This is a genomic window from Modestobacter sp. KNN46-3 (assembly GCF_011039295.1).
Window position 1 is genome coordinate 1 of record NZ_JAAKGN010000086.1, and the last position, 19,596, is coordinate 19,596.

General features: G+C 74.9%; 32 protein-coding genes. 16 read left to right on the plus strand and 16 right to left on the minus strand.

Annotated elements, in window-relative coordinates; genetic code table 11:
- Positions 1–36: 36 nt before the first annotated feature.
- Complete coding sequence (locus tag G5C62_RS16855; RefSeq protein ID WP_164701918.1) at positions 37–192, minus strand: hypothetical protein; 156 nt, start codon at positions 190–192, stop codon at positions 37–39.
- 103 nt (positions 193–295) lie between these two features.
- Here G5C62_RS16855 and G5C62_RS16860 point away from each other — a divergent pair, with 103 nt between their 5' ends.
- From G5C62_RS16860 to G5C62_RS16895, 8 genes are all read left to right on the plus strand, one after another.
- Positions 296–739, plus strand: coding sequence for a hypothetical protein (locus tag G5C62_RS16860; RefSeq protein ID WP_164701920.1), 444 nt, complete (start codon positions 296–298; stop codon positions 737–739).
- 29 nt (positions 740–768) lie between these two features.
- Positions 769–1,062, plus strand: a complete 294-nt coding sequence (locus tag G5C62_RS16865) for a hypothetical protein (protein ID WP_164701922.1) — start codon at positions 769–771, stop codon at positions 1,060–1,062.
- A 50-nt stretch (positions 1,063–1,112) separates the two neighbouring features.
- Positions 1,113–1,451, plus strand: a complete 339-nt coding sequence (locus G5C62_RS16870; RefSeq protein ID WP_206330695.1) for a helix-turn-helix transcriptional regulator — start codon at positions 1,113–1,115, stop codon at positions 1,449–1,451.
- A complete protein-coding gene (locus G5C62_RS16875; RefSeq protein ID WP_164701924.1) occupies positions 1,448–1,930 on the plus strand; it encodes an SRPBCC family protein in 483 nt (160 codons plus the stop codon). The genes G5C62_RS16870 and G5C62_RS16875 overlap by 4 nt, the downstream gene beginning before the upstream one ends.
- 246 nt (positions 1,931–2,176) lie before the next feature.
- A complete protein-coding gene (locus G5C62_RS16880; RefSeq protein WP_164701925.1) occupies positions 2,177–2,887 on the plus strand; it encodes a response regulator transcription factor in 711 nt (236 codons plus the stop codon).
- 57 nt (positions 2,888–2,944) lie between these two features.
- On the plus strand, positions 2,945–3,766 hold the full coding sequence (locus G5C62_RS16885; protein WP_164701927.1) for a sulfotransferase: 822 nt from the start codon (positions 2,945–2,947) through the stop codon (positions 3,764–3,766).
- 40 nt (positions 3,767–3,806) lie between these two features.
- A complete protein-coding gene (locus tag G5C62_RS16890; RefSeq protein ID WP_164701928.1) occupies positions 3,807–4,187 on the plus strand; it encodes a hypothetical protein in 381 nt (126 codons plus the stop codon).
- Positions 4,188–4,210: 23 nt separating this feature from the next.
- On the plus strand, positions 4,211–4,657 hold the full coding sequence (locus G5C62_RS16895; protein ID WP_036336227.1) for an SRPBCC family protein: 447 nt from the start codon (positions 4,211–4,213) through the stop codon (positions 4,655–4,657).
- 13 nt (positions 4,658–4,670) lie between these two features.
- Here G5C62_RS16895 and G5C62_RS16900 read toward each other — a convergent pair whose 3' ends face one another.
- Entirely contained in the window at positions 4,671–5,675 is a 1,005-nt protein-coding gene (locus G5C62_RS16900; protein WP_164701930.1) for a hypothetical protein, read from the minus strand.
- Between the two features lie 188 nt (positions 5,676–5,863).
- On the opposite strand from G5C62_RS16900, the gene G5C62_RS16905 reads away from it, so the two are divergent.
- The 3 genes from G5C62_RS16905 (at position 5,864) to G5C62_RS16915 (ending at position 8,035) form a co-directional block, all read left to right on the plus strand.
- A complete protein-coding gene (locus G5C62_RS16905) occupies positions 5,864–6,709 on the plus strand; it encodes an NAD-dependent protein deacetylase (protein ID WP_164701931.1) in 846 nt (281 codons plus the stop codon).
- Positions 6,706–7,005 (plus strand): hypothetical protein, encoded by a 300-nt coding sequence (locus tag G5C62_RS16910; protein WP_036336225.1) that lies wholly within the window; start codon positions 6,706–6,708, stop codon positions 7,003–7,005. The genes G5C62_RS16905 and G5C62_RS16910 overlap by 4 nt, the downstream gene beginning before the upstream one ends.
- A 115-nt stretch (positions 7,006–7,120) precedes the next feature.
- Positions 7,121–8,035: an MSMEG_6728 family protein gene (locus G5C62_RS16915; RefSeq protein WP_036336224.1), complete on the plus strand. Its 915-nt coding sequence runs from the start codon at positions 7,121–7,123 to the stop codon at positions 8,033–8,035.
- A 40-nt stretch (positions 8,036–8,075) separates the two neighbouring features.
- On the opposite strand, the gene G5C62_RS16920 is transcribed toward G5C62_RS16915, so the two are convergent.
- Genes G5C62_RS16920 through G5C62_RS16930 form a run of 3 tightly spaced genes read right to left on the minus strand, consistent with a single transcriptional unit; the run spans position 8,076 to position 9,702 of the window.
- Complete coding sequence (locus G5C62_RS16920) at positions 8,076–8,948, minus strand: phosphotransferase family protein (protein ID WP_164701932.1); 873 nt, start codon at positions 8,946–8,948, stop codon at positions 8,076–8,078.
- Positions 8,945–9,346, minus strand: a complete 402-nt coding sequence (locus G5C62_RS16925) for a PaaI family thioesterase (RefSeq protein WP_164701934.1) — start codon at positions 9,344–9,346, stop codon at positions 8,945–8,947. The genes G5C62_RS16920 and G5C62_RS16925 overlap by 4 nt, the downstream gene beginning before the upstream one ends.
- Positions 9,343–9,702: a VOC family protein gene (locus G5C62_RS16930; RefSeq protein WP_206330696.1), complete on the minus strand. Its 360-nt coding sequence runs from the start codon at positions 9,700–9,702 to the stop codon at positions 9,343–9,345. The genes G5C62_RS16925 and G5C62_RS16930 overlap by 4 nt, the downstream gene beginning before the upstream one ends.
- Before the next feature lie 99 nt (positions 9,703–9,801).
- On the opposite strand from G5C62_RS16930, the gene G5C62_RS28185 reads away from it, so the two are divergent.
- From G5C62_RS28185 to G5C62_RS16945, 3 genes are read left to right on the plus strand one after another with little or no spacing between them, the layout of a single operon-like run.
- The gene (locus tag G5C62_RS28185; protein WP_241175955.1) at positions 9,802–10,254 is read left to right on the plus strand and encodes a VOC family protein; all 453 of its coding nucleotides are present in this window, start codon (positions 9,802–9,804) and stop codon (positions 10,252–10,254) included.
- The gene (locus G5C62_RS16940; protein WP_164701934.1) at positions 10,251–10,652 is read left to right on the plus strand and encodes a PaaI family thioesterase; all 402 of its coding nucleotides are present in this window, start codon (positions 10,251–10,253) and stop codon (positions 10,650–10,652) included. The genes G5C62_RS28185 and G5C62_RS16940 overlap by 4 nt, the downstream gene beginning before the upstream one ends.
- Positions 10,649–11,521: a phosphotransferase family protein gene (locus G5C62_RS16945; protein WP_164701932.1), complete on the plus strand. Its 873-nt coding sequence runs from the start codon at positions 10,649–10,651 to the stop codon at positions 11,519–11,521. Before G5C62_RS16940 ends, G5C62_RS16945 begins: the two co-directional genes overlap by 4 nt.
- Positions 11,522–11,561: 40 nt before the next feature.
- On the opposite strand, the gene G5C62_RS16950 is transcribed toward G5C62_RS16945, so the two are convergent.
- The 3 genes from G5C62_RS16950 to G5C62_RS16960 all read right to left on the minus strand — a co-directional run bounded on the left by G5C62_RS16950 (position 11,562) and on the right by G5C62_RS16960 (position 13,733).
- Positions 11,562–12,476 carry an MSMEG_6728 family protein gene (locus G5C62_RS16950; protein ID WP_036336224.1) on the minus strand — a complete coding sequence of 305 codons (915 nt, stop codon included), beginning with the start codon at positions 12,474–12,476 and terminating at the stop codon, positions 11,562–11,564.
- A gap of 115 nt (positions 12,477–12,591) precedes the next feature.
- Positions 12,592–12,891, minus strand: a complete 300-nt coding sequence (locus G5C62_RS16955) for a hypothetical protein (protein WP_036336225.1) — start codon at positions 12,889–12,891, stop codon at positions 12,592–12,594.
- Positions 12,888–13,733 carry an NAD-dependent protein deacetylase gene (locus G5C62_RS16960; protein WP_164701931.1) on the minus strand — a complete coding sequence of 282 codons (846 nt, stop codon included), beginning with the start codon at positions 13,731–13,733 and terminating at the stop codon, positions 12,888–12,890. The genes G5C62_RS16955 and G5C62_RS16960 overlap by 4 nt, the downstream gene beginning before the upstream one ends.
- Positions 13,734–13,921: 188 nt before the next feature.
- On the opposite strand from G5C62_RS16960, the gene G5C62_RS16965 reads away from it, so the two are divergent.
- The gene (locus G5C62_RS16965) at positions 13,922–14,926 is read left to right on the plus strand and encodes a hypothetical protein (RefSeq protein ID WP_164701930.1); all 1,005 of its coding nucleotides are present in this window, start codon (positions 13,922–13,924) and stop codon (positions 14,924–14,926) included.
- A gap of 13 nt (positions 14,927–14,939) precedes the next feature.
- Here the strand turns inward: G5C62_RS16965 and G5C62_RS16970 are convergent, their stop codons facing one another.
- The 8 genes from G5C62_RS16970 to G5C62_RS17005 form a co-directional block, all read right to left on the minus strand.
- Positions 14,940–15,386, minus strand: a complete 447-nt coding sequence (locus G5C62_RS16970; RefSeq protein ID WP_036336227.1) for an SRPBCC family protein — start codon at positions 15,384–15,386, stop codon at positions 14,940–14,942.
- A 23-nt stretch (positions 15,387–15,409) separates the two neighbouring features.
- Positions 15,410–15,790, minus strand: a complete 381-nt coding sequence (locus G5C62_RS16975) for a hypothetical protein (RefSeq protein WP_164701928.1) — start codon at positions 15,788–15,790, stop codon at positions 15,410–15,412.
- A 40-nt stretch (positions 15,791–15,830) separates the two neighbouring features.
- The gene (locus tag G5C62_RS16980) at positions 15,831–16,652 is read right to left on the minus strand and encodes a sulfotransferase (protein ID WP_164701927.1); all 822 of its coding nucleotides are present in this window, start codon (positions 16,650–16,652) and stop codon (positions 15,831–15,833) included.
- A 57-nt stretch (positions 16,653–16,709) separates the two neighbouring features.
- Positions 16,710–17,420, minus strand: coding sequence for a response regulator transcription factor (locus tag G5C62_RS16985; protein WP_164701925.1), 711 nt, complete (start codon positions 17,418–17,420; stop codon positions 16,710–16,712).
- 246 nt (positions 17,421–17,666) lie between these two features.
- Positions 17,667–18,149, minus strand: coding sequence for an SRPBCC family protein (locus G5C62_RS16990; RefSeq protein ID WP_164701924.1), 483 nt, complete (start codon positions 18,147–18,149; stop codon positions 17,667–17,669).
- Entirely contained in the window at positions 18,146–18,484 is a 339-nt protein-coding gene (locus G5C62_RS16995; RefSeq protein ID WP_206330695.1) for a helix-turn-helix transcriptional regulator, read from the minus strand. The genes G5C62_RS16990 and G5C62_RS16995 overlap by 4 nt, the downstream gene beginning before the upstream one ends.
- 50 nt (positions 18,485–18,534) lie before the next feature.
- Positions 18,535–18,828, minus strand: a complete 294-nt coding sequence (locus tag G5C62_RS17000) for a hypothetical protein (RefSeq protein ID WP_164701922.1) — start codon at positions 18,826–18,828, stop codon at positions 18,535–18,537.
- Positions 18,829–18,857: 29 nt separating this feature from the next.
- Positions 18,858–19,301, minus strand: a complete 444-nt coding sequence (locus G5C62_RS17005) for a hypothetical protein (protein ID WP_164701920.1) — start codon at positions 19,299–19,301, stop codon at positions 18,858–18,860.
- 103 nt (positions 19,302–19,404) lie between these two features.
- Between G5C62_RS17005 and G5C62_RS17010 the strand changes: the two genes are divergently transcribed.
- Positions 19,405–19,560, plus strand: a complete 156-nt coding sequence (locus G5C62_RS17010) for a hypothetical protein (protein WP_164701918.1) — start codon at positions 19,405–19,407, stop codon at positions 19,558–19,560.
- Positions 19,561–19,596: the final 36 nt, after the last annotated feature.

Below are 19,596 nucleotides of genomic sequence, written 5' to 3' on the forward strand. Positions count from 1 at the left end.
GCGTAAGGATCAATGAGGTAAACGCCCAGTGGCCATTCAGAGGCGGGGGTTGTTGTGCGTCCCGCCGCGGTCGTCGCTGCGGGCGCCCGGGGCGGCGCGACAGCGCCGGCAGACGGCCTGCACGCCCTCCGTGTGCCGGCCCGACTCCGGCTGCACGTCGGCCCAGCTGACGTGCGGGAACCGGGCGAGCACGGCGACACGGTGCCACACCTCCCCGGCCGATCCGCTCTGGACCGTGGAGCCATGCCACCCGCCGGCCGTGTCGCTCGCCGGGGCGCGAGCGACACTGGGGGACATGACCGCTGCTGATACCGGGCCGCGGGCCGCCCAGAGCCCTCGCCCCCTGACCGACGAGGCGCGCGAGCTGCTCGACGCCCTCCTCGCCCACGACTTCCTCGGCGTCGCCGAGCTGCGGGCCCAGATCGGCCGGGCCACCTCGACGCCGGGCTGCCGCTGCGGGTGCGGGACCCTCGACCTGCAGGTGCCCGACGACGTGCCGGCCGCGCCGGCCAGCGGTCCGGCGCCGGTCGAGGGCACCGTCGTCGGTGCCGACGGGACGCCGGTGGGCGGGGTGCTCCTCTTCGTCGAGGACGGCCGGCTGGCCCGGCTGGACGTCACCTCCCACGGCGACCCGCTCCCGCTGCCCTCCCCGGACCAGGTCACCTGGGGCCCCACCCGGTGGGCGCGCGAGGACACGGTGCGACGGCCCGCCCGGTTCCGTCGGGGACAGCCCGGCTGAGGGCGCCTCCAGCGGGTACCGGGTCGTTCATGGCACGCAGCGCCGCGGTCGCGGCCGCCGACCAGTGGACCGACCCGGACGACGGCGTCCGGTACCCGGCAGGCGAGGTGCACGCCTGGCTGCAGGGGCACAACGAGACCGTCTGCGGGCTGTCGCTGAGCAGGTCCCGGCTCGCCCGGTTCCCGCACGTCAGCTGGGCCGACGTGCAGCCGGAGTCGGGCCGGCACGCGGAGGGCGTGCAGGCCGTCTGCCGGCGCTGTCGCGCAGCCCAGGGCGCCCGCCGGGACGACCGCGGCTGGACGCGCAACAACCCCCGCCTCTGAGTGGGCCCGGGGCCTTGACCTCAGTGATCCGTAAGCCTTAGCTTACGTTCGTGCCTGCTTACCAAGCGCGTGACGGCTGGGAGGCGTTGGGTGACCCCACCCGGCGCGCGATCGTCGCGTCGTTGGCCGAGCGGCCGCAGGCCGTCGGCGAGCTCGCCGACGAGCTGCCGATCAGTCGGCCGGCCGTGTCCCAGCACCTCAGGGTGCTGAAGGACGCCGGGCTCGTCACCGACCGCGCAGTCGGCACCCGCCGGGTCTACCGGCTCAGCCCCGAGGGCCTCGGCGCCCTCCGGGACCAGCTCGACACGTTCTGGCAGCGCGCCCTCGACGGCTACCAGGACATCGCCGAGCCGGACGTCACCGCACGACCGACACAGGAGCAGCCATGACCGAGACAGCCGCACTCGTGGTCCGCCGGCAGATCGTCGTCCACGCACCGATCGACCGGGCCTTCGCGACGTTCACCGAGCGGTTCGGCGACTTCAAGCCACCGGAGCACAACCTGCTCGGGGTGCCGATCGCCGAGACCGTCTTCGACCCGGAGGTCGGCGGCCACATCACCGACCGGGGTGTCGACGGCAGCGAGTGCCGCTGGGCGCGTGTCCTGGCCTTCGACCCGCCGGACCGGGTCGTCTTCAGCTGGGACATCAGCCCGCAGTGGCAGGTGGAGACGGACCCCGAGCACGCCAGTGAGGTCGAGGTCCGATTCGTCGCCGAAGGGCCGCAGCTGACCCGGGTGGAGCTGGAGCACCGCCACCTCGACCGGCACGGCGATGACTGGCAGGCCGTCCGCGACGGGGTGGCAGACGACGCCGGCTGGCCGCTGTACCTGGCCCGATACGCGGACCTGGCGAGCCGGGGCAGCTGACGTCCCGCGCCGTCACCTGACAGGTGGGGCGGCGCTCCTCGTGGTGTCCCTGACCGCCCCGGGGCGGCTGCGCCGCCGAGTCGACCTGCTGCGGTCCGGAGCACGCTGAGCGACGTCGCCGACCGGCTACCGGGACGCGATCGCCGCCGAATGCGCAGGTGACGCACAGAAAGTGTTCAAGCAGTCCGTTCACCCGGTCGATCTACTGGTTGTCAGTCGATGACCCACAGTGAGCGGAGTCCGATCGTGTCCACCCCCATGGCCAGCACCCCCCGCGGCGTCACCCGCGTTCTGATCCTCGCCGACGCCCCGGTCCTGCGCCGTGGGCTGGTCGGCATGATCAACGAGACCGCCGGCATGCAGGCGGTGGGCACGCCGGGGGAGCCGCGTCGCGCGCTGACCCTGGCCGAGTCCGCTCGCCCGGACGCGGTGGTGGTGGAGTTGGGCACCGGCCGTGCGGCCACGCTGAACGCGGTGCGGGACCTGCGTCGCCGGTTCCCGCAGCTGGCCGTCGTGGCGCTGGCGACCTCCGAGGACCCGGGCGTGGTCAACGAGGCGCTGGCCGCCGGGGTGCGCAGCTACCTGCTGATGAACACCTCACCCACCCTGCTGGGCTGGGCGGTGCTGGCCGCGCGGGCCGGGCGGACCGTGGTCGACCCGCAGATCCGTCGCGGGGAGGGCTCGGCGGAGCCGGTGTCGCGGGAGCTCACCCCGGAGGTGCCGCTGACCCGCCGGGAGTCCGACGTGCTCGACGAGCTGCTCCAGGGCCAGTCGAACCGGGCGATCGGCAAGAACCTGTTCATCTCCGAGGACACCGTGAAGTCCCACGTGAAGGCGATCCTGCGCAAGCTGGGCGCCCGCGACCGGGCACACGCGGTCTCCCTGGTGCTGTCTGCGCGCAACCCCGGCTGCTCCTGCGGCGCCCACCGGCTCACCGAGGCCGCGGCCGACGTCTGACCGGAGACGCTCTGGGCGGTCGAGCGGGGGCATCCGGGCCGGGGATAGGTTCCGGCGGTGCCTCCGACCGCCGTCGCCAGCCGGTTGTTCGTGGTGGGCTGCCCGCGGTCGGGCACCACGCTCCTGCAGTCGTTCCTGGCCGCGCACCCCGACGTCCACTCGTTCCCGGAGACGCACTTCTTCTACCGGTTGGAGGCAGCCGGCGACCGGCGCTGCCAGGGGCTGATCAGCCCCGAGCTGGCCGCCGACCTCCCGCAGGTCGCCCGCTTCCTGGGCCGGCCGGAGCTGGCGTGGCCGGAGCCGGCCACGGTGCAGGCCACGGCCGGGGCGTTCGTCGCCGCCGCCGACGCGGTGACCGTGGCCGCCGGCGCGACGACCTGGGTGGAGAAGACGCCGGCCAACCTCTACGCCATCGACCTCATCGAGCGGCTGGTGCCCGGCGCACGCTTCCTGCACATCGTCCGGGACGGCGCCGACGTCGCGGCCAGCCTGTGCTCGGTCGCGCCCGGCTGGGGGAGCTCCTACACGCCCGACGACGCGGTCGACCTCTGGGCGGAGTGCGTGGGGATCACCGCCGCTCACCACGGGCGCCCCGGGCATGCCGTGCTCAGCTACGCGGCGCTCGCCGAGGACCCGGACAAGGCCCTTGCCGCGGCGTGCGCCGTGGTCGGCCTCCCCTTCACCCCGGCGATGGTGACCGGGCGGGCCGCTGCCGCGCAGGGCCTGATCAAGGACTTCGAGGCGTGGAAGGGGGACAACACCGGACCGCTCCAGCACCGGCCCCGGGCGCGCTTCACCGAGGTGTTCGACGCCGCGACCCAGCGCCGGGTGGAGGAGCGGGTGAGCGAGGTCGTCGTCCCCGAGCTGCTGCCGGGCTGAACCCCGACCGGCGGGCAGATCCAGGACTACCGTTCCGGGCATGGTCGGCATCCTGGCGGCTGCGCTCCTGGTCCTCGTGCTGGCCGGGCTCGTGGCCTGGGCGATGTCGGTGCCGCAGACCTCGGTGACCGGCCCGGCGGGCTGGCGGCTGCCCCCGCGCGAGCGGGCCCGCCAACAGTCGGCTCTCGCCGCGGCCCGCTGGACGGTCGGCCACGACGAGGTCGACGGCGTCACCCGCGTGCTCCTGCAGCGCACCTGCATCGGCCTGGACGGGCGCCCCGAGGTGCTGGAGGAGCGGGTCTTCGACAGCTTCCCGGCGCACGACCCGTTGTGGGAGGCCCGCTTCACCGAGGCGATGGCCAACGCCCGGTTCCGCGCCCGCTACCTCAACACCGAGGAGGGGCACCCGGAGCAGCCGTAGATCCCGAGGCGGAAGATGACCCCATGGGTCAGGTCGTCGCCACCGCAGAACAGCTCGTACACGCACCGGCGGACGTCGTCCGCGCGGCGCTCGCCGACTACGAGGTCACCCGGCCGAAGGTGCTGCCCGAGCAGTACAGCGAGTACCGGGTCGACGCCGGCGGGCAGGGTGCGGGCACGAAGGTGCACTGGCGCCTGCAGGCCACCTCCAAGCGGGTGCGCGAGCAGGACGTCGTCGTCACCGCAGGCGCCGACGGTGCCCTGGTGGAGAGCGACGCGAACTCCAGCATGGTCACCACCTGGACCGTGCACCCGGCCGACGCCGGGTCGAGCACCGTGCGCGCCCGCACCACCTGGACCGGGGCGAGCGGCATCGGCGGCTTCTTCGAGCGGACCTTCGCGCCCAAGGGGCTGGCCCGCATCCAGGGCGCCATGCTGACGCGGCTGGACCAGGAGCTCGCCACCCGCTGACGTGCGGCCGCGCTCAGGACGAGGCGCCGGGCCAGTCGTAACTGGCCGCCGTGATCCGTCGCGACAACTCGTCGCGCAGCTCGGCGCAGTCCGCGGTCTGCTCGGCGAGCCGGGCCGGGTCCACCGCCAGGCCCTGTCGACCGGCCCCCGCGGCGTCCAGTGCCGGCGCCGGGGGAGCCTGCTCACCACCGGTGGCGGGGGCGTGGGTGACGTACTGCTGCACGGAGGAGAGCACCGACCGGCGCACCCCGGGCGGCGGTCGGTCGGCCGGGTCGGCCGCAGCGGACAGCACCAGCACCGCGTCGAGCAGCACCGCGACCGCCGGTGCGGTGCCCAGCTCCGGCGACCGCGGACGGTAGGCGTGCAGGAGGGGATAGGCGCGGTGCTGCTGCCCCGTCGTCGTGAGCGTCGAGGACAACGCCGACAGGGAAACCACGGCCGGGAACGCTGTCCCGGGCGAGGCCAGGCCGGCCGCCATCTCCGCGCCGGTGCTGCCGAACCCGGTGACCTGGGAGGCGAAGCTCCGCTTGCCGACGACTGCGGAGATCACCGAGGTCAGGTACGAGACCCCCAGCGTGATCAGCAGCATCCCACTGAGCGCCGCAGCCACGGTGGCCAGCTGGAAGCCCACCCCCGTCGGCTGGTACCCGCCGTTGCCGAGGGTGGCGACGTTGTAGCCGGCGAAGTAGAAGCGCTCCCACACCGAGGCGGGCACGCCGCTCGACGAGCCGACCACCGCCCCGCCGCCACCGAGGAAGACCAGCGACCAGCCCACCCAGAGCAGGGTGAACCAGGACACCAGGGTGGCGCCGACGAGCAGCACCCCGGGGCCGCCCACGAAGCGGACCGGGACGGAGTCCGCCACGGCGGGTCGCCGGGTCAGCCTCCACGCGAGCCGGGTGAGCAGCTGGGTCAGCGGGCCCGGACCGCTGGCCACCGCCAGCGTGGTCCGCACCTCGTCGACCACGGCGAACGCCACGATGGCCAGGCCGGCGACGTCCCACCACCACCCGGTCACCGGGCACCCGGTGCACAGTCGGTGGCGTGGTCGGGCTCGGGAGAGAGGACGGTCGGCCTCCTCGGTCGGGCCCGGGAGGCCGGGCGGACGGGTGTCGGTACGAAGGTGACCGGGGAGGCGGCCGGCTACACGCGGGCACGTTCCGCCGTCTCGCGGCGCATCCGCCGTCGGGCAGGGACCATGGGGCCGTGACCGCAGCGACCCCCACCGTCGAGGGCCTCTCCGAGCTCGCCGACCTGCTCACCGACGGTGGAGCCGTCGTCCTCTCCGGCGCCGGGCTGTCCACCGACTCCGGCATCCCCGACTACCGCGGCGCCACCGGCTCACTGCGGCGGCACACGCCGATGACCTACCAGACCTTCACCCGTGACCCCCGTGGCCGGCACCGCTACTGGGCGCGCAGCTACGTCGGCTGGCGGCAGATCGAGCGGGCCCGCCCCAACGCCGGGCACCGCGCGGTCGCCGCGCTGCAGCAGGCCGGGGCGGTCGGCGAGGTCATCACCCAGAACGTCGACGGGCTGCACCAGGCCGGTGGCGCCCGTGAGGTCCTGGAGCTGCACGGCGGGCTCGACCGCACCGTCTGCCTGGCCTGCGGTGACATGGCCTCCCGTGCCGACCTCGACGTCCGGCTGCGGACGGTCAACCCCGGGTTCCGGCCCGAGCCGACCGACGAGGTCAACCCCGACGGCGACGTCGAGCTGCCCGAGGAGGCGCTCGACGGGTTCGTGATGGTCGACTGCCTGGCCTGTGGCGGGGGGCCGCTCAAGCCCGACGTGGTCTTCTTCGGCGAGACCGTGCCCCGGGACCGCGTCGACGCCTGCTTCGCCCTGGTCGACGCGGCCCGGTCGCTGCTGGTGCTCGGCTCGTCGTTGACCGTGATGAGCGGCTACCGGTTCGTCATCGCCGCCGCCAAGCGCGGCATCCCGGTCGCCATCGTCAACTCCGGGTCCACCCGCGGGGATGCGAAGGCCACGCTCAAGGTCGACGCGCCGCTGGGTGTCGTGCTGCCCGAACTGGCCCGCCGGCTGGCATGACCCGCGAGGTCGAGCACACCGAGGACGGCCGCTGGATCGTCGTCGACGGCCGGCGGTGGCGGACCGCGGACCCCGCGCTGCCGGAGGACGTCCGGGCCCAGCTGCTGCACCACCTGGGGGTGGCCCGCTCGGCGGTGCGGACCAGCCGGGGCGACGACGATGCGGTGGCCGCGGCCCGCGCCCGGGTGCAGCTGGCCAAGACCGGCCTGGGTGAGCGTGGCACCGCCTGGTGGGAGCAGGACGACGCCGAGCGCCGGACCCGCTGGGAGACCGCACTCCGCGCGCTCGACACCTGAGGGGCCGAAGTCGCGATCTCGGCCCCTCAGGACCACCGAGGGCCAAAAGCGCGATTTTGGCCCCCGGATCGGCTGGGAGGTTGGCCGACGGTCGGCCCGGGCAGGAAGGGCGGCGATGCAGACGTTCCTGCCGGTCGCCGACTTCACCGAGTCCGCCCGGCTCCTGGACAACCCCCGGTTGGGCAAGCAGCGGGTCGAGTGCCTGCAGGTGCTGCGCGCTCTCGAACTCCCCGACTACGGCTGGGCCAACCACCCGGTCGTCACCATGTGGCGCGGGCACACCGCCGGGCTGGTCGTCTACTCGCTGGCGATGGTCCGGGTCTGGCGGGAGCGCGGCTTCGCCGACAGCACCGAGACGCTGATCGCCGAGTTCGCCCCGGACGCCGCCCGGCTGACCCAGGCCGAGGCCGCGGACGCCGGCCTGCTGCCCAGCTGGGTGGGGAACGAGGAGCTGCACCGCTCGCACCGGTCGAACCTGCTGGCCAAGGACTCGGGCTTCTACCGGTCCCGGTTCCCCGGCGACCCCGACGACCTGCCCTACCTGTGGCCCGGCGCCGACGACGTCCCGCCCGTAACTGCGCCCGAGGGGGTCCCGGTCTGGGTGGTGCGGCCACGGGCACACCCCGAGCTCGGCGCGGCGCTGGCCACGGGGGTGGTCGGCCTCGGCACCCAGTCCGGCATCGACGTCGACGCGACCGGTCAGTCGGCGGCCGAGCTGCGGGCGCTGTCCAAGGAGCTCTCCGGCCGCCGCCCGGCCAAGGACCTGCGCCAGCTGTCGGCGTTCCTGGACGAGGTGGCGCCCGGGGACCTGGTCGGGCTGCCGGTCGAGCACGGCGCCGGGTTGCTGCTCGGTGAGGTCGTGGGCGACTACGTCTTCGCCGGCCGGGAGCTGCTGCCGCACCGCCGTCCGGCCCGGTTCGCGTCCGTGGTGCCGCGGTCGGCGGCGCGGCCGCCGGCCACCCTGCAGGACCCCCGCGCGCTGTTCCGGGTCGTCCTCGACCCCGACGCCGTCCCGGCCGGGCTGCGCTGACCTCCCCGACCGCCCGGGGCGACCGGGTGGTCAGCGCGGCTCAGCCCAGGCCTGCCCCGACACCCGTGACCGCCGAGGCCAGCCGTCGCCGCGCCTCGGGCAGGTCGGCCGGTTCCCGGGCGGCGTGCACGAACCACCAGGCGCCGGCGTAGAGGCGCCGGAGCCAGACGAACGGCGCGAGTTCTGCGTCGCTCACCGGGTCGGGCATCGCGTCCAGCGCCGCTCGGCCGTCGAGACGGGCCGAGCAGCGGAGGCTGGCGAGGTCCCAGGCGCGCGGGCCGCGGGAGGTGTCCTCCAGGTCGGTCCAGCGCAGGCCCTCGCCGGTGACCAGCAGGTTGCCGGGGTGGGTGTCGCCGTGCAGCGTCATCTCCGCGCCGACCAGCCGTGGCCGGAGGGCGGTCACCAGCTCGCCGACCTCGCGGAGCACGGTCGGGTCGGCGCCGAGCCCGGTGCCGGTGTCGAGGAAGACGGCCAGGTCCTCCAGCGGTCGGTCCAGCGGCGAGCCGGTCCACAGCGGCGGCAGCGTGCCGAGCACCTCGTGCAGCTCGGCCAGTGACCGGCCGGCCTGCACCGCGGTCGGTCGACCCGTCGACACGTCGACATGTCGCCAGAACGACACCGTGAGCCCGTCGTGCTCGTGCGGTCCCGGCGGCAGCACGTCCGACGGCGGGACGACCGCCGCCCCGGCCGCGGTCAGCGCTGCGGCGAGCGCCACCTCCCGGGTGAACGGCCGGCGGATCTCCGGACGGAGCAGCGGCGTGTGGACGGCCACCCGGGCCACCACCGGCGCCGGGCGCAGGTGCACCACCGCGTTGACGCCCCAGGACAGCAGCGCCGGGTCCTCGACGGGCAGGCCGTGCTGCCGGGCGACGGCGACAGCCGCGGCGACGGCCTGCTCGACCGACGCCGTCACGACCCGGGCAGCGGCACGTTCTGCAGTCGCACCTGCCCACGGGCGGCGATCTTGCCGTCCTCGCGGGTGAGGGTGACCAGCCACAGCTGCAGCGTCTTCCCCTGCTGCACCGGCTCGGCGAGGACGTCGAGCCGGCCGGCGGTCATCGGGCGCAGGAAGTCGGTGCTGTTGTTCACGCCCACCGCGAACTGGCCGCGCTCGACGACCGCCGCGCTCGCTCCCACGCTGGCGGCGCCCTCCACGATCGTGCAGTAGACGCCGCCGTGCACGACGCCCCACGGGGTGTGGCGCTGCGGCCCGACCTCGACGTGCCCGGTGACCCGGGTGCCGGTGACCTCGGCCAGCTCGAACCCGGTGGCCGCGACGAACGCGCTGGCGGCCGTCAGGTCCGGCGTCACGCGGCGTCCCAGACCAGGCAGAAGGGGTGCCCGACCGGGTCGGCGTAGACCCGGAAGTCGCCACCGCCCCCGGGCAGCCGGCGGGCACCCAGCTCGAGGACCTGCGGCTCGGCGACGTCGACGTCGGCGACCCGGATGTCGAGGTGGAACTGCTGCGGCCGGGCCGGGTCCGGCCAGTCCGGCGGCTGGAGGTCCGGGGCCTGCTGGAAGGCGATCCGGTACCCGGCGCCGGTGACCACCACCCAGTCGTCGCCGGGCTCGCCCTGCACCTCCATGCCGAGCAGGCCGGCGTAGAAGGTCGCCAGGGCGTGCGCGTCGGGGGCGTCGATGACCACGGAGTGCAGCTGACCGATCATGGCGGCCATCCTCTCCCGGCTCTGCCCGGGCCCACCACCAGGTGTCCGGCCGGCGACCCCGCGCGCTGGTCAGCGCGGAGCGTGTCGCACGATCAGGGCATGGCCGCACCCGACTCCGCCCCGCAGCTCGGCACGTTGACCTGGCTCCCGGCCGCCGACCACCTGGAGCTGCTCGGCGAGCCCGTCGCCGCGGCGCTGCCGTCGCTGACCGGGCCGGCCTGGGTGGCGTCCATCGACGACGAGGCCGCCGACACCGCGGCGTTCACCGACGTCTACGAGGTCCCGGCCGCCGCCTCGGCCAACTGCGTGGTGGTCACCGGCGCCGGGTACCGGATCGCCTTCCAGCAGGCCCCGGACCTCCAGCCGCCGGACTGGCCGGACCCGGCCCGGCCGCAGCAGTTCCACCTCGACATCCGGGTCGCCGACGTCGACGTCGCCGAGCCGCAGGTCCTCGAGCTGGGTGCCCGCCGGCTGCCCGGGGGCGGTGGCGACTTCCGGGTCTACGCCGACCCGGTCGGGCACCCCTTCTGCCTGGTCTGGGACGCCGCGTGACGCCGGACCTGACGGCCGCCAGCGCGTTCGTCGCGGCCACCGGGTTCGAGCTGGCCGAGGTCACCGGCACCCGGGTCACCGGGCACGTCGAGGTCGGGCCGCAGCGCCACACCCCGTGGGGCGTCGTGCACGGCGGCGTCTACTGCACGATCGTGGAGGGCGCCGCCAGCGTGGGAGCGAGCGCGGCGGTCGTCGAGCGCGGCCAGTTCGCGGTGGGCGTGAACAACAGCACCGACTTCCTGCGCCCGATGACCGCCGGCCGGCTCGACGTCCTCGCCGAGCCGGTGCAGCAGGGGAAGACGCTGCAGCTGTGGCTGGTCACCCTCACCCGCGAGGACGGCAAGATCGCCGCCCGTGGGCAGGTGCGACTGCAGAACGTGCCGCTGCCCGGGTCGTGACGGCGTCGGTCGAGCAGGCCGTCGCCGCGGCTGTCGCCGTCGCCCGGCAGCACGGCCTGCCCGTCGAGGACCCGGCGCTGCTGTCCTGGGGCGTCAACGCGGTGGTGCACCTGCGCCCGGCGCCGGTGGTGGCCCGGGTGGCCGTCCACACGCCGCTGCTCCGTCCGGAGATCCGCCGGCCGTTCACCCGGGAGGTGGCGCTCGCCGCAGCGCTGACCGCGGCCGGGGCGGCGGTCGTCCCGCCGTCGGACGTGCTGCCGCCGGGACCGCACGAGCACGACGGGCTCACGGTGTCGTTCTGGCGACATGTCGACGTGTCGACGGGTCGACCGACCGCGGTGCAGGCCGGCCGGTCACTGGCCGAGCTGCACGAGGTGCTCGGCACGCTGCCGCCGCTGTGGACCGGCTCGCCGCTGGACCGACCGCTGGAGGACCTGGCCGTCTTCCTCGACACCGGCACCGGGCTCGGCGCCGACCCGACCGTGCTCCGCGAGGTCGGCGAGCTGGTGACCGCCCTCCGGCCACGGCTGGTCGGCGCGGAGATGACGCTGCACGGCGACACCCACCCCGGCAACCTGCTGGTCACCGGCGAGGGCCTGCGCTGGACCGACCTGGAGGACACCTCCCGCGGCCCGCGCGCCTGGGACCTCGCCAGCCTCCGCTGCTCGGCCCGTCTCGACGGCCGAGCGGCGCTGGACGCGATGCCCGACCCGGTGAGCGACGCAGAACTCGCGCCGTTCGTCTGGCTCCGGCGCCTCTACGCCGGCGCCTGGTGGTTCGTGCACGCCGCCCGGGAACCGGCCGACCTGCCCGAGGCGCGGCGACGGCTGGCCTCGGCGGTCACGGGTGTCGGGGCAGGCCTGGGCTGAGCCGCGCTGACCACCCGGTCGCCCCGGGCGGTCGGGGAGGTCAGCGCAGCCCGGCCGGGACGGCGTCGGGGTCGAGGACGACCCGGAACAGCGCGCGGGGGTCCTGCAGGGTGGCCGGCGGCCGCGCCGCCGACCGCGGCACCACGGACGCGAACCGGGCCGGACGGCGGTGCGGCAGCAGCTCCCGGCCGGCGAAGACGTAGTCGCCCACGACCTCACCGAGCAGCAACCCGGCGCCGTGCTCGACCGGCAGCCCGACCAGGTCCCCGGGCGCCACCTCGTCCAGGAACGCCGACAGCTGGCGCAGGTCCTTGGCCGGGCGGCGGCCGGAGAGCTCCTTGGACAGCGCCCGCAGCTCGGCCGCCGACTGACCGGTCGCGTCGACGTCGATGCCGGACTGGGTGCCGAGGCCGACCACCCCCGTGGCCAGCGCCGCGCCGAGCTCGGGGTGTGCCCGTGGCCGCACCACCCAGACCGGGACCCCCTCGGGCGCAGTTACGGGCGGGACGTCGTCGGCGCCGGGCCACAGGTAGGGCAGGTCGTCGGGGTCGCCGGGGAACCGGGACCGGTAGAAGCCCGAGTCCTTGGCCAGCAGGTTCGACCGGTGCGAGCGGTGCAGCTCCTCGTTCCCCACCCAGCTGGGCAGCAGGCCGGCGTCCGCGGCCTCGGCCTGGGTCAGCCGGGCGGCGTCCGGGGCGAACTCGGCGATCAGCGTCTCGGTGCTGTCGGCGAAGCCGCGCTCCCGCCAGACCCGGACCATCGCCAGCGAGTAGACGACCAGCCCGGCGGTGTGCCCGCGCCACATGGTGACGACCGGGTGGTTGGCCCAGCCGTAGTCGGGGAGTTCGAGAGCGCGCAGCACCTGCAGGCACTCGACCCGCTGCTTGCCCAACCGGGGGTTGTCCAGGAGCCGGGCGGACTCGGTGAAGTCGGCGACCGGCAGGAACGTCTGCATCGCCGCCCTTCCTGCCCGGGCCGACCGTCGGCCAACCTCCCAGCCGATCCGGGGGCCAAAATCGCGCTTTTGGCCCTCGGTGGTCCTGAGGGGCCGAGATCGCGACTTCGGCCCCTCAGGTGTCGAGCGCGCGGAGTGCGGTCTCCCAGCGGGTCCGGCGCTCGGCGTCGTCCTGCTCCCACCAGGCGGTGCCACGCTCACCCAGGCCGGTCTTGGCCAGCTGCACCCGGGCGCGGGCCGCGGCCACCGCATCGTCGTCGCCCCGGCTGGTCCGCACCGCCGAGCGGGCCACCCCCAGGTGGTGCAGCAGCTGGGCCCGGACGTCCTCCGGCAGCGCGGGGTCCGCGGTCCGCCACCGCCGGCCGTCGACGACGATCCAGCGGCCGTCCTCGGTGTGCTCGACCTCGCGGGTCATGCCAGCCGGCGGGCCAGTTCGGGCAGCACGACACCCAGCGGCGCGTCGACCTTGAGCGTGGCCTTCGCATCCCCGCGGGTGGACCCGGAGTTGACGATGGCGACCGGGATGCCGCGCTTGGCGGCGGCGATGACGAACCGGTAGCCGCTCATCACGGTCAACGACGAGCCGAGCACCAGCAGCGACCGGGCCGCGTCGACCAGGGCGAAGCAGGCGTCGACGCGGTCCCGGGGCACGGTCTCGCCGAAGAAGACCACGTCGGGCTTGAGCGGCCCCCCGCCACAGGCCAGGCAGTCGACCATCACGAACCCGTCGAGCGCCTCCTCGGGCAGCTCGACGTCGCCGTCGGGGTTGACCTCGTCGGTCGGCTCGGGCCGGAACCCGGGGTTGACCGTCCGCAGCCGGACGTCGAGGTCGGCACGGGAGGCCATGTCACCGCAGGCCAGGCAGACGGTGCGGTCGAGCCCGCCGTGCAGCTCCAGGACCTCACGGGCGCCACCGGCCTGGTGCAGCCCGTCGACGTTCTGGGTGATGACCTCGCCGACCGCCCCGGCCTGCTGCAGCGCGGCGACCGCGCGGTGCCCGGCGTTGGGGCGGGCCCGCTCGATCTGCCGCCAGCCGACGTAGCTGCGCGCCCAGTAGCGGTGCCGGCCACGGGGGTCACGGGTGAAGGTCTGGTAGGTCATCGGCGTGTGCCGCCGCAGTGAGCCGGTGGCGCCGCGGTAGTCGGGGATGCCGGAGTCGGTGGACAGCCCGGCGCCGGAGAGGACGACGGCTCCACCGTCGGTGAGCAGGTCGGCGAGCTCGGAGAGGCCCTCGACGGTGGGGGTCGCTGCGGTCACGGCCCCATGGTCCCTGCCCGACGGCGGATGCGCCGCGAGACGGCGGAACGTGCCCGCGTGTAGCCGGCCGCCTCCCCGGTCACCTTCGTACCGACACCCGTCCGCCCGGCCTCCCGGGCCCGACCGAGGAGGCCGACCGTCCTCTCTCCCGAGCCCGACCACGCCACCGACTGTGCACCGGGTGCCCGGTGACCGGGTGGTGGTGGGACGTCGCCGGCCTGGCCATCGTGGCGTTCGCCGTGGTCGACGAGGTGCGGACCACGCTGGCGGTGGCCAGCGGTCCGGGCCCGCTGACCCAGCTGCTCACCCGGCTCGCGTGGAGGCTGACCCGGCGACCCGCCGTGGCGGACTCCGTCCCGGTCCGCTTCGTGGGCGGCCCCGGGGTGCTGCTCGTCGGCGCCACCCTGGTGTCCTGGTTCACCCTGCTCTGGGTGGGCTGGTCGCTGGTCTTCCTCGGTGGCGGCGGGGCGGTGGTCGGCTCGTCGAGCGGCGTGCCCGCCTCGGTGTGGGAGCGCTTCTACTTCGCCGGCTACAACGTCGCCACCCTCGGCAACGGCGGGTACCAGCCGACGGGGGTGGGCTTCCAGCTGGCCACCGTGGCTGCGGCGCTCAGTGGGATGCTGCTGATCACGCTGGGGGTCTCGTACCTGACCTCGGTGATCTCCGCAGTCGTCGGCAAGCGGAGCTTCGCCTCCCAGGTCACCGGGTTCGGCAGCACCGGCGCGGAGATGGCGGCCGGCCTGGCCTCGCCCGGGACAGCGTTCCCGGCCGTGGTTTCCCTGTCGGCGTTGTCCTCGACGCTCACGACGACGGGGCAGCAGCACCGCGCCTATCCCCTCCTGCACGCCTACCGTCCGCGGTCGCCGGAGCTGGGCACCGCACCGGCGGTCGCGGTGCTGCTCGACGCGGTGCTGGTGCTGTCCGCTGCGGCCGACCCGGCCGACCGACCGCCGCCCGGGGTGCGCCGGTCGGTGCTCTCCTCCGTGCAGCAGTACGTCACCCACGCCCCCGCCACCGGTGGTGAGCAGGCTCCCCCGGCGCCGGCACTGGACGCCGCGGGGGCCGGTCGACAGGGCCTGGCGGTGGACCCGGCCCGGCTCGCCGAGCAGACCGCGGACTGCGCCGAGCTGCGCGACGAGTTGTCGCGACGGATCACGGCGGCCAGTTACGACTGGCCCGGCGCCTCGTCCTGAGCGCGGCCGCACGTCAGCGGGTGGCGAGCTCCTGGTCCAGCCGCGTCAGCATGGCGCCCTGGATGCGGGCCAGCCCCTTGGGCGCGAAGGTCCGCTCGAAGAAGCCGCCGATGCCGCTCGCCCCGGTCCAGGTGGTGCGGGCGCGCACGGTGCTCGACCCGGCGTCGGCCGGGTGCACGGTCCAGGTGGTGACCATGCTGGAGTTCGCGTCGCTCTCCACCAGGGCACCGTCGGCGCCTGCGGTGACGACGACGTCCTGCTCGCGCACCCGCTTGGAGGTGGCCTGCAGGCGCCAGTGCACCTTCGTGCCCGCACCCTGCCCGCCGGCGTCGACCCGGTACTCGCTGTACTGCTCGGGCAGCACCTTCGGCCGGGTGACCTCGTAGTCGGCGAGCGCCGCGCGGACGACGTCCGCCGGTGCGTGTACGAGCTGTTCTGCGGTGGCGACGACCTGACCCATGGGGTCATCTTCCGCCTCGGGATCTACGGCTGCTCCGGGTGCCCCTCCTCGGTGTTGAGGTAGCGGGCGCGGAACCGGGCGTTGGCCATCGCCTCGGTGAAGCGGGCCTCCCACAACGGGTCGTGCGCCGGGAAGCTGTCGAAGACCCGCTCCTCCAGCACCTCGGGGCGCCCGTCCAGGCCGATGCAGGTGCGCTGCAGGAGCACGCGGGTGACGCCGTCGACCTCGTCGTGGCCGACCGTCCAGCGGGCCGCGGCGAGAGCCGACTGTTGGCGGGCCCGCTCGCGCGGGGGCAGCCGCCAGCCCGCCGGGCCGGTCACCGAGGTCTGCGGCACCGACATCGCCCAGGCCACGAGCCCGGCCAGCACGAGGACCAGGAGCGCAGCCGCCAGGATGCCGACCATGCCCGGAACGGTAGTCCTGGATCTGCCCGCCGGTCGGGGTTCAGCCCGGCAGCAGCTCGGGGACGACGACCTCGCTCACCCGCTCCTCCACCCGGCGCTGGGTCGCGGCGTCGAACACCTCGGTGAAGCGCGCCCGGGGCCGGTGCTGGAGCGGTCCGGTGTTGTCCCCCTTCCACGCCTCGAAGTCCTTGATCAGGCCCTGCGCGGCAGCGGCCCGCCCGGTCACCATCGCCGGGGTGAAGGGGAGGCCGACCACGGCGCACGCCGCGGCAAGGGCCTTGTCCGGGTCCTCGGCGAGCGCCGCGTAGCTGAGCACGGCATGCCCGGGGCGCCCGTGGTGAGCGGCGGTGATCCCCACGCACTCCGCCCAGAGGTCGACCGCGTCGTCGGGCGTGTAGGAGCTCCCCCAGCCGGGCGCGACCGAGCACAGGCTGGCCGCGACGTCGGCGCCGTCCCGGACGATGTGCAGGAAGCGTGCGCCGGGCACCAGCCGCTCGATGAGGTCGATGGCGTAGAGGTTGGCCGGCGTCTTCTCCACCCAGGTCGTCGCGCCGGCGGCCACGGTCACCGCGTCGGCGGCGGCGACGAACGCCCCGGCCGTGGCCTGCACCGTGGCCGGCTCCGGCCACGCCAGCTCCGGCCGGCCCAGGAAGCGGGCGACCTGCGGGAGGTCGGCGGCCAGCTCGGGGCTGATCAGCCCCTGGCAGCGCCGGTCGCCGGCTGCCTCCAACCGGTAGAAGAAGTGCGTCTCCGGGAACGAGTGGACGTCGGGGTGCGCGGCCAGGAACGACTGCAGGAGCGTGGTGCCCGACCGCGGGCAGCCCACCACGAACAACCGGCTGGCGACGGCGGTCGGAGGCACCGCCGGAACCTATCCCCGGCCCGGATGCCCCCGCTCGACCGCCCAGAGCGTCTCCGGTCAGACGTCGGCCGCGGCCTCGGTGAGCCGGTGGGCGCCGCAGGAGCAGCCGGGGTTGCGCGCAGACAGCACCAGGGAGACCGCGTGTGCCCGGTCGCGGGCGCCCAGCTTGCGCAGGATCGCCTTCACGTGGGACTTCACGGTGTCCTCGGAGATGAACAGGTTCTTGCCGATCGCCCGGTTCGACTGGCCCTGGAGCAGCTCGTCGAGCACGTCGGACTCCCGGCGGGTCAGCGGCACCTCCGGGGTGAGCTCCCGCGACACCGGCTCCGCCGAGCCCTCCCCGCGACGGATCTGCGGGTCGACCACGGTCCGCCCGGCCCGCGCGGCCAGCACCGCCCAGCCCAGCAGGGTGGGTGAGGTGTTCATCAGCAGGTAGCTGCGCACCCCGGCGGCCAGCGCCTCGTTGACCACGCCCGGGTCCTCGGAGGTCGCCAGCGCCACGACGGCCAGCTGCGGGAACCGGCGACGCAGGTCCCGCACCGCGTTCAGCGTGGCCGCACGGCCGGTGCCCAACTCCACCACCACCGCGTCCGGGCGAGCGGACTCGGCCAGGGTCAGCGCGCGACGCGGCTCCCCCGGCGTGCCCACCGCCTGCATGCCGGCGGTCTCGTTGATCATGCCGACCAGCCCACGGCGCAGGACCGGGGCGTCGGCGAGGATCAGAACGCGGGTGACGCCGCGGGGGGTGCTGGCCATGGGGGTGGACACGATCGGACTCCGCTCACTGTGGGTCATCGACTGACAACCAGTAGATCGACCGGGTGAACGGACTGCTTGAACACTTTCTGTGCGTCACCTGCGCATTCGGCGGCGATCGCGTCCCGGTAGCCGGTCGGCGACGTCGCTCAGCGTGCTCCGGACCGCAGCAGGTCGACTCGGCGGCGCAGCCGCCCCGGGGCGGTCAGGGACACCACGAGGAGCGCCGCCCCACCTGTCAGGTGACGGCGCGGGACGTCAGCTGCCCCGGCTCGCCAGGTCCGCGTATCGGGCCAGGTACAGCGGCCAGCCGGCGTCGTCTGCCACCCCGTCGCGGACGGCCTGCCAGTCATCGCCGTGCCGGTCGAGGTGGCGGTGCTCCAGCTCCACCCGGGTCAGCTGCGGCCCTTCGGCGACGAATCGGACCTCGACCTCACTGGCGTGCTCGGGGTCCGTCTCCACCTGCCACTGCGGGCTGATGTCCCAGCTGAAGACGACCCGGTCCGGCGGGTCGAAGGCCAGGACACGCGCCCAGCGGCACTCGCTGCCGTCGACACCCCGGTCGGTGATGTGGCCGCCGACCTCCGGGTCGAAGACGGTCTCGGCGATCGGCACCCCGAGCAGGTTGTGCTCCGGTGGCTTGAAGTCGCCGAACCGCTCGGTGAACGTCGCGAAGGCCCGGTCGATCGGTGCGTGGACGACGATCTGCCGGCGGACCACGAGTGCGGCTGTCTCGGTCATGGCTGCTCCTGTGTCGGTCGTGCGGTGACGTCCGGCTCGGCGATGTCCTGGTAGCCGTCGAGGGCGCGCTGCCAGAACGTGTCGAGCTGGTCCCGGAGGGCGCCGAGGCCCTCGGGGCTGAGCCGGTAGACCCGGCGGGTGCCGACTGCGCGGTCGGTGACGAGCCCGGCGTCCTTCAGCACCCTGAGGTGCTGGGACACGGCCGGCCGACTGATCGGCAGCTCGTCGGCGAGCTCGCCGACGGCCTGCGGCCGCTCGGCCAACGACGCGACGATCGCGCGCCGGGTGGGGTCACCCAACGCCTCCCAGCCGTCACGCGCTTGGTAAGCAGGCACGAACGTAAGCTAAGGCTTACGGATCACTGAGGTCAAGGCCCCGGGCCCACTCAGAGGCGGGGGTTGTTGCGCGTCCAGCCGCGGTCGTCCCGGCGGGCGCCCTGGGCTGCGCGACAGCGCCGGCAGACGGCCTGCACGCCCTCCGCGTGCCGGCCCGACTCCGGCTGCACGTCGGCCCAGCTGACGTGCGGGAACCGGGCGAGCCGGGACCTGCTCAGCGACAGCCCGCAGACGGTCTCGTTGTGCCCCTGCAGCCAGGCGTGCACCTCGCCTGCCGGGTACCGGACGCCGTCGTCCGGGTCGGTCCACTGGTCGGCGGCCGCGACCGCGGCGCTGCGTGCCATGAACGACCCGGTACCCGCTGGAGGCGCCCTCAGCCGGGCTGTCCCCGACGGAACCGGGCGGGCCGTCGCACCGTGTCCTCGCGCGCCCACCGGGTGGGGCCCCAGGTGACCTGGTCCGGGGAGGGCAGCGGGAGCGGGTCGCCGTGGGAGGTGACGTCCAGCCGGGCCAGCCGGCCGTCCTCGACGAAGAGGAGCACCCCGCCCACCGGCGTCCCGTCGGCACCGACGACGGTGCCCTCGACCGGCGCCGGACCGCTGGCCGGCGCGGCCGGCACGTCGTCGGGCACCTGCAGGTCGAGGGTCCCGCACCCGCAGCGGCAGCCCGGCGTCGAGGTGGCCCGGCCGATCTGGGCCCGCAGCTCGGCGACGCCGAGGAAGTCGTGGGCGAGGAGGGCGTCGAGCAGCTCGCGCGCCTCGTCGGTCAGGGGGCGAGGGCTCTGGGCGGCCCGCGGCCCGGTATCAGCAGCGGTCATGTCCCCCAGTGTCGCTCGCGCCCCGGCGAGCGACACGGCCGGCGGGTGGCATGGCTCCACGGTCCAGAGCGGATCGGCCGGGGAGGTGTGGCACCGTGTCGCCGTGCTCGCCCGGTTCCCGCACGTCAGCTGGGCCGACGTGCAGCCGGAGTCGGGCCGGCACACGGAGGGCGTGCAGGCCGTCTGCCGGCGCTGTCGCGCCGCCCCGGGCGCCCGCAGCGACGACCGCGGCGGGACGCACAACAACCCCCGCCTCTGAATGGCCACTGGGCGTTTACCTCATTGATCCTTACGC